Annotated in this window: 6 protein-coding genes; 1 reads left to right on the top strand and 5 read right to left on the bottom strand. The window is 73.5% G+C overall.

Going from position 1 to position 8,071, the window contains the following annotated elements; genetic code table 11:
- From V7E46_RS16040 to V7E46_RS16020, 5 genes are all read right to left on the bottom strand, one after another.
- On the bottom strand, positions 1–1,619 hold a 1,619-nt coding region (locus tag V7E46_RS16040; RefSeq protein WP_333769039.1), incomplete at its 3' end, for a TPM domain-containing protein.
- Between the two features lie 113 nt (positions 1,620–1,732).
- Positions 1,733–2,500 carry a succinate dehydrogenase/fumarate reductase iron-sulfur subunit gene (locus V7E46_RS16035; protein ID WP_333769038.1) on the bottom strand — a complete coding sequence of 256 codons (768 nt, stop codon included), beginning with the start codon at positions 2,498–2,500 and terminating at the stop codon, positions 1,733–1,735.
- Positions 2,497–4,431 carry a fumarate reductase/succinate dehydrogenase flavoprotein subunit gene (locus V7E46_RS16030; RefSeq protein ID WP_333769037.1) on the bottom strand — a complete coding sequence of 645 codons (1,935 nt, stop codon included), beginning with the start codon at positions 4,429–4,431 and terminating at the stop codon, positions 2,497–2,499. Before V7E46_RS16030 ends, V7E46_RS16035 begins: the two co-directional genes overlap by 4 nt.
- 1 nt (position 4,432) lies before the next feature.
- Positions 4,433–5,257: a hypothetical protein gene (locus V7E46_RS16025; RefSeq protein ID WP_329175081.1), complete on the bottom strand. Its 825-nt coding sequence runs from the start codon at positions 5,255–5,257 to the stop codon at positions 4,433–4,435.
- A 79-nt stretch (positions 5,258–5,336) separates the two neighbouring features.
- A complete protein-coding gene (locus V7E46_RS16020; RefSeq protein ID WP_329175079.1) occupies positions 5,337–5,624 on the bottom strand; it encodes a hypothetical protein in 288 nt (95 codons plus the stop codon).
- A gap of 309 nt (positions 5,625–5,933) precedes the next feature.
- Between V7E46_RS16020 and V7E46_RS16015 the strand changes: the two genes are divergently transcribed.
- Positions 5,934–7,727, top strand: coding sequence for an ABC transporter family substrate-binding protein (locus tag V7E46_RS16015; RefSeq protein ID WP_333769036.1), 1,794 nt, complete (start codon positions 5,934–5,936; stop codon positions 7,725–7,727).
- Positions 7,728–8,071: the final 344 nt, after the last annotated feature.

The raw sequence follows: 8,071 nt of genomic DNA, 5'->3' as shown, positions 1-8,071 counted from the left end.
CCGACCCCCTGCTCCCGCGCCCCCGCCGGCGGCTCGTCCAGTCCCGCGTCCGCGTCCGCCACCCGCCGCAGCGCCGCGATCGGGTCGTACCGCCCGCCCGCCAGCTCCTCGCGTACTCCGGCCGCCACCGTCTCGGCCCTGGCGATCCGCCCCCGCAGGTCCGCGGTGCCGCCGGGGGCGCCGTCCGCGCCGAGCAGCCCGCGGGCCCGCGCCAGGCCGGCGTCCATCTCGGCCAGGGCCGCGCGCAGGCGGGCGTCGGCGGCGTGCACGTCGTCGGCGCGGCGGGTGACGGAGTCGGCCAGGGTGGTGGCCTGGTCGAGCGCGCTCTCGGCCGCGCGGACGAAGACGGCGGCGCGGCCGTGGTCGGTGCCGATCGCCGCACGGGCCTGGCCGAGGCTGGCGTAGGCGAACTCCAGCCGGTCGCGGGCCTCGGCGGGATGCCCGGCGACCGGTTCGACGGCCGAGCCGGCGTAATCGGCGGCCAGCGGCGCGAGCGCGGTCTCGGCCGCCGCGATCCGGCCCGGCAGCGTGGCGGCCTTCGCCTCGGCCTGCTCCAGCACCTGCGGCGCGTTCGCCTCCATCGCCCGCAGCCGGTCGAACGCCTCGGACTCCGCGTCGAGCCGCCGGTTGGCCTGGGTGCAGCGCGACAGGATCTCGTCCAGCGTCTGCCGCCTGGCCGCGTCGTCCCCGGGGAAGTCGTCGTCCAGCTTCTGCCGCAGCCGGAAGGCGGCGGCCAGCTCGCCCCTGGCGTAGTCCACCGCCTCGGTGAAGGGCCGCGCCGCCGCCTCGCCGAACTGCGCCGCGGCGAACCCGACGTCCTCCTGGCTGGTGCGCACCGCGTCGTCCGTGGCCACCAGCAGCTGCCCGGCCTGCGCGTCCAGCTCGGGCAGCGGCGTCGGCCTCGGGGCGTAGCGGCGCCCGCGCCCGCCGGGACCCGGGGCGCCGCCGGCGCCGGCGGGCTCGGGACCGCGTCCCGCCGCGGTCGTGCGCCGCCGCTTGACGGCGTAGCCGATCAGCAGGCCCGCCGCGGCCACCGCGACCACCGGGATCCACAGGTCGGCGGCGCCGTTGTCGGCCGCCGTGCCGGCGCCCGGGTCCACCGTGCCCGGGACAATGGCGGGGGCGGCCACCTGACGCCCGGCCAGTGCCGCGTCACAGCCGTTCGCGGCGCCCACCGCCGCGCCCGCCCAGTCGTTCTGCCGCACCGCGGGTGCGACGGCGGTGGAGCCGACCTCGTCGAGCTGGGCCTGGGTGAGCCCGGAGTCCTGGTCGGCGGAGACCGCGTACTGGCGGTCGCGGGTGGCGACGGCCAGCAGGATGTCCTGCCGGCCGAGCCCGTTCCTGGTCGCCGCGGTATTGGCCCAGTCCTGCGGGCTGCGGCCGGAGAAACCGTTGACGTAGGCGACGAAGAGCTGGAGGTGCCGGGTGTCGTAGAGGCGGTCGAGCGCGGTCGTGACCTGGGACGTACGGCCCTGGATCGCGCCGACCCTGTCGGTGACCCGGCCGCTCCTGGACAGCGCGACCGGGTCGTCGGCGCGGGCGAGGCCCGGGAGCGGGAGCAGCACCGCGAGCCCGAGCGCACCCAGCGCCGCGCACCACCGTAGGACTCGCCGCCTCATGCGCACCGCGCCCTTCGCCGCGCCACGCCTCCACCGCGTGGCTGTCCTCGGAGGCTATGCGTGGGATGTGCGGTACGCGACTTATGTGCGGCGCCCGGTCGTACGCCCGTGCCCTACTCCTGGCGGCGCCTGATCTTGCTGCCCAGCCACACCAGCGGGTCGTACTTGCGGTCGACGGCGCGCTCCTTGAGCGGGATCAGCGCGTTGTCGGTGATCTTGATGTGCTCGGGGCACACCTCGGTGCAGCACTTGGTGATGTTGCAGTAGCCGAGCCCGTGGTCCTCCTGCGCCGACGCGGCCCGCACCAGGCCGCCGTCGGCGGCGGCGTCCAGCGGGTGCATGTCCAGCTCGGCGATCCGCATCAGGAAGCGCGGCCCGGAGAAGCCCGGCTTGTTCTCCTCGTGGTCGCGGACCACGTGGCAGGTGTCCTGGCACAGGAAGCACTCGATGCACTTGCGGAACTCCTGCGAGCGCTCCACGTCGACCTGCTGCATCCGGTACTCGCCGACCGGCACGCCCTTGGGCGGGACGAAGGCCGGGACCTGCCGGGCCTTGTCGTAGTTGAAGGACACATCGGTGACCAGGTCGCGGATCACCGGGAAGGCGCGCAGCGGCGTGACCGTCACCGTCTCGTCCGGCTCGAAGACCGACATCCGGGTCATGCACATCAGCCGGGGCCGCCCGTTGACCTCCGCGCTGCACGACCCGCACTTGCCGGCCTTGCAGTTCCAGCGGACCGCCAGGTCGGCGGCCTCGGTGGCCTGGAGCCGGTGGATGATGTCGAGGACGACCTCGCCGTCGTTCACCTCGACCTCGTAGTCCCGCAGGCCGCCGCCGTCGGTGTCGCCCCGCCAGACCTTGAAGTGCGCTGTGTGGGTCACCGGTCAAGCTCCTCGTCCGTCAGGTATTTCAGCAGCTCTTCCCGTTCGAACAGGGCCAGCAGATCGGCCCGGATCGGATCCGTCGGGCGCTGCCGCAGCCCGATCCGCGCCTGCTTCGGCTCGCCGGCGCCGGCGTCCGCCCCGGCGGCCAGCTCGCACACCAGGTTGACCTTGCGCCAGCCGCGGTCCATCCCCGGGTGGTCGTCGCGGGTGTGGCCGCCGCGGCTCTCGGTGCGCTCCAGCGCGGCCCGCGCCACGCACTCGCTGACGAGCAGCATGTTCCGCAGGTCGATCGCCAGGTGCCAGCCCGGGTTGAACTGCCGGTGCCCCTCCACGCCCGCCCGCCGCGACCTGGCCCGCAGCCCGGCAAGCCGCTCCAGCGCCTGCTCCATCTCCGGCCCGCGCCTGATGATGCCGACCAGGTCGTTCATGACCTGCTGCAGCTCCTGGTGCAGGGTGTACGGGTTCTCCGCCGGCCCGTCGCCGCCGGCCGGGGACTGCGCCGCGCCGAACGGCCGCAGCGCCTCGGCCGCGGCCTCGTCGATCTGCTCCTCGGCCGCCGCGGGGCGCCCCTCGCCGAGCCCGGCGGCGTACTCGGCCGCGTACAGCCCGGCCCTGCGGCCGAAGACCAGCAGGTCGGACAGCGAATTGCCGCCCAGCCGGTTGGAGCCGTGCATGCCGCCGGCCACCTCGCCGGCCGCGAACAGCCCCGGCACCCCGCGGGCCGCCGCGGTGTCCGACTCCACATCGACCCCGCCCATCATGTAATGGCAGGTCGGGCCGACCTCCATCGCCTCCGCGGTGATGTCGACATCGGCCAGCTCCTTGAACTGGTGGTGCATCGACGGCAGCCGGCGCCTGATCTCCTCGGCGGGCAGCCGGGTCGAGACATCGAGGAAGACCCCGCCGTGCGGAGTGCCGCGGCCGGCCTTGACCTCGGAGTTGATCGCGCGGGCCACCTCGTCGCGGGGCAGCAGCTCGGGCGGGCGGCGGTGGTTCTCCGGGTCGGTGTACCAGCCGTCGGCCTCCTCCTCGCTCTGCGCGTACTTCTCCTTGAAGACGTCGGGGACGTAGCCGAACATGAAGCGCTCGCCGTCGCTGTTGCGCAGCACCCCGCCGTCGCCGCGCACCGACTCGGTCACCAGGATGCCCTTGACCGAGGGCGGCCAGACCATCCCGGTGGGGTGGAACTGGATGAACTCCATGTTGATCAGCGGCGCCCCGGCCAGCAGCGCCAGCGCGTGCCCGTCGCCGGTGTACTCCCACGAGTTCGACGTCACCTTGAACGACTTGCCGATGCCGCCGGTGGCCAGGACGACCGCCGGCGCGTCGATCACGAACAGCCGGCCCGACTCGCGGACGTAGCCGAAGACCCCGGCCACCTTGTCGCCGTCCTTGAGCACCCGGGTGACCGTGCACTCCTGGAAGACCTTGAGCGTGGCCTCGTAGTCACCGGTCTCGGCGAAGTCCTCCTGCTGGAGCGAGACGATCTTCTGCTGGAGGGTGCGGATCAGCTCAAGGCCGGTACGGTCGCCGACGTGCGCGAGCCGCGGGTATTCGTGGCCGCCGAAATTGCGCTGCGATATCCGGCCGTCCGCGGTGCGGTCGAACAGGGCGCCCCAGGTCTCCAGCTCCCACACCCGGTCGGGGGCCTCTTTGGCGTGCAGCTCTGCCATCCGCCACTGGTTGAGGAACTTCCCGCCGCGCATGGTGTCGCGGAAGTGCACCTGCCAGTTGTCGTTCGAGTTGACGTTGCCCATGCTGGCCGCGATGCCGCCCTCGGCCATCACCGTGTGGGCCTTGCCGAAGAGCGACTTGCAGATCACCGCGGTCCGCATGCCCCGCTCCCGCGCCTCGATCGCGGCCCGCAGCCCCGCGCCGCCCGCGCCGACCACGACCACGTCGTACGCGTGCCGTTCGACTTGTGTCATCTCAGAAGAACCTCGGATCGTCGAATACGCCGCTGGCCACCAGGTACACATAGAGGTCGGCGACCCCGACGCTGATCAGCGAGGACCAGGCGAGCAGCATGTGGCGGGCGGTGAGCGCGCCCACCCAGCGCCACAGCCGGTAGCGCAGCGGATGGGCGGAGAAGTGCCGGAGCTTGCCGCCGATGACGTGCCGGCAGGAGTGGCAGGACAGGGTGTACGCCCAGATCAGCGTGATGTTCAGCAGCAGCACCAGGGTGCCGAGCCCGGCGTGGCCCCAGTGTCCGTCCTCGTCCCGGAAGGCGAGCACCACGTCGTAGGTCAGGATGCCGGCCACCGGAATGGCCAGGTAGAAGAAGTACCGGTGGACGTTCTGCAGGATCAGCGGGAACCGGGTCTCGCCGGTGTACTTCGCGTGCGGCTCGGCGACGGCGCAGGCCGGCGGCGACGCCCAGAAGCCGCGGTAGTAGGCCTTGCGGTAGTAGTAGCAGGTCGTCCGGAAGCCCAGCGGGAAGATCAGCACCAGCAGGGCGGGGGACAGGCCCCACCAGTCGCCGAACAGGTGCCAGTCGGCGCCGCCGTTCATGTCCGTGCAGTTCGAGGCGAGGCAGGGCGAGTAGAGCGGCGACACATAGGGCGCCGAGTAGTAGTCGCCGTTCGCGAAGGCCCGCCACGTCGCGTACACGATGAATATCGACAGGGCGACCGCGGTGACCAGCGGTGACAGCCACCACCGGTCGGTCCGCAGATGCCGGGCGGAGATCGCGGCGCGCCCCGGTGCGAGCACACCGCCTGGGGCAGGAGTGGTGGGAGTGGTTCCGGTGGCCAAGGAGGACTCCGTACGGGAGAGACCGGGGGCGCGCGACGGGTGCCGGCGCGCGCCTGAGGCGCACGAGGGCGCGGCGCGATTACGGTGCGTGCCGGTGCGGCGAGCCGAGCCCTTCGTCCTCGGCGTCCGCCCACAGCCCGCGGTCGTACGGCGCATCCGGGATGGAGACCATCTCGACCGTGCGCTGCCCCGCGGCGGCCGGTGCCGAGTCGTGGAGCAGCCCGAGGCTCTCCCGCAGATGGGCGGCGGCGGAGCGCACCCGGCGCATGTCGAGCGTGTCGCCGCTGTGCTCGTCGAGGCGGGCGACGCAGCGCATCAGGTCGTCGAGCCGGCGCTGGACCGACGTCAGGTCATCGTGCAGGGACATGGAAAGTCCTCACCATCTGCCGCCGTGATGAATGCAGTACGGGACGGTGCTGCGGATGCGAGTGTTGCGCGTCACACCGCGCCTTGTGAAGACGGCTGCACGGAATACCGCGACGCGCCCCGCGGTGGGCCGGACGGGTGGAGTGCGCCGGGCCCGTCGGCGGGTCGGTGCGGGGGCGCCGGTGGCGTCGTCTGGAGTGGGGGTGCGATTAACCGGACCACCGGTTAATCAGCCCATCCGATCAGATGAGTACGCCCCGGCGTGCGCCGCGCCTCCGGCCGGCCGCCCGGGCCGCGGAGGAGCGATCTCATGAACCGCAGTGCGGACCCGACCGCTGTCACCTCGGCGCCCCGGGCGCGCGCGGTGCGCATCGCCGTGGCGCTCACCGCCGGCGCCACCCTCACCGTCACCGCCTGCTCGTCGGGCGGCGGCGGCAACCACGCGGCCGGCACCGCGGGCACCGACGTGGCGACCGTGGCCCGGGCCGGCGTACGCGACGGCGGCACCCTGCACTGGGCCACCGACGCGGTGCCCGGCACCCTCAACGCCTTCCAGGCCGACGCGGACACCGACACCGCGACCATCGCCGGCGCCACCCTGCCCGCGATGTTCCGCCTCGATGCCCACGGCAGGCCCTCCGCCGACCCCGACTTCCTGCGGAAGGCCGAGGTCACCGACAGCGAGCCGCGCCAGGTCGTCACCTACCAGCTGAACCCGAAGGCCAGGTGGAGCGACGGCCGCCCGGTCGGCGCCGCCGACTTCACCGCCCAGTGGAAGGCGCTGAACGGCAAGAACCCCGCCTTCTGGACATCGCGCAACGCCGGCTACGACCGGATCGCCTCGATCAAGCAGGGCGCCGACGCGCAGCACATCCAGGTCACCTTCAGCACGCCCTACGCCGACTGGCGCTCGCTGTTCAGCCCGCTCTACCCCACGTCCGTCACCGGCAGCGCCGACGCCTTCAACGACGGAGCCCGCACCAAGCTGCCCGTCGCCGCCGGCCCCTTCGCGGTGAAGGGCGTCGACGCCAAGGCCGGTACGGTCACCCTGGTCCGCAACCCCTCCTGGTGGGGCCGGCCCGCCAAGCTCGACCAGCTGGTGCTGACCGCGGTGCCGCGCGCCAAGCGGGCCTCCGCGCTGGCCGCCGGCACCCTCGACCTGGCCGATATCGACCCGGGTTCGCTGGCCGCGGTCAAGAGGACCAGGGGCCTGGCGGTCCGCAAGGCCCCGGACGCCGCCTACGCGCAGCTCGCGCTCAACGGCAGCGCCGGGCCGCTGGCCGACGAGCGGGTACGGCACGCGGTGGCCCGGGCGATCGACCGCAAGGCCATCGCGAAGGCCGTGCTCAAGCCGCTCGGCCTGCCGGCCGTGCCGCTCGGCAACCACCTGGTGCTGCCCGCGCAGGACGGGTACGCCGACCACAGCTCGGCGCTCGGCAGCAACGACGTCCAGCAGGCGCAGGCGCTGCTCGCCGGCGCGGGCTGGCAGCGGTCCACCGCCAAGGCCGGCGACCAGGCGGCGGGACCCGGCCGCAGCGCCGCCTCCGGCGCGCTCACCGTCGTCGAGCCCAGCCGGGCGGTCACCAGGAGCGGCAAGCAGCTCAGCCTGCGGTTCGTGCTGCCCACGGGCTCGCCGACGCTGGACGACGTCGGCGGCCGGATCGCGAAGATGCTGTCCGCGATCGGCATCCGCACGGAGATCACCAAGGTCGACGGGGCGAGCTACTTCCAGGACCACATCGCGGCCGGCGACTTCGATCTGGCCCTCTACTCCTGGCCGGGCAGCGCGTACCCCGCCACCGACGACACGCCGATCTACGCGAAGCCCGTGCCGGCGCCGGACGGGTCCCTGACCGTCGCGCAGAACTACACGAGGGTCGGTACGGATCAGATCGACCAGCTGCTCGACCGGGCGGGCAGCGAGCTGAACGCCTCCGCGGCGCGTGATCTCACGGCCCAGGCCGACTCCCGTATCTGGGCCGCGGCCGGCTCGGTCCCCCTCTACCAGCGGCCGGCCGTCGTCGCCCTGCGGACGATGGTCGCCAACGCGGGCGCCTTCGGCTTCCAGACACCCCGCTACGAGGACATGGGCTTCCGCAAGTAACCCCTCCGGGGGCACGCCCGGCAATCCGCCCCCGCCCCGGTGGGGCCTCGGCCCCGCCAGGGGCGGTGGGCGCCGGTGCTCACCCGACGGTCCGCCGTGGCTTGTCGCGCGCCCCGGGGTGGCGGCGATGCGTCCGTACCCGACGGTCCGCCGTGGCCTGTCGCGCTGTGCCCCGCGACCCCTCGGGGCTCGGTTCCGCTGCCGAGGAGGGCACGTTTCAGGGGCGCGGGGAATGGCGCGCTCGGCCACGGCGGGGCCCCGGAGTCCTTTGGCCGGGCACAGCCCGGGGTGCTGGCACGTACCATGGGATTTGGCCGCGGCGTGACTTCTGCCCGGCAAGGGCG

This window comes from Streptomyces sp. IBSBF 2435 (assembly GCF_036815005.1).
In the GTDB taxonomy this organism is placed as follows: Bacteria; Actinomycetota; Actinomycetes; order Streptomycetales; family Streptomycetaceae; genus Actinacidiphila.
The sequence above is the reverse complement of the archived record's forward strand: the minus strand, read 5'-3'. Positions and strand labels throughout refer to the sequence as shown.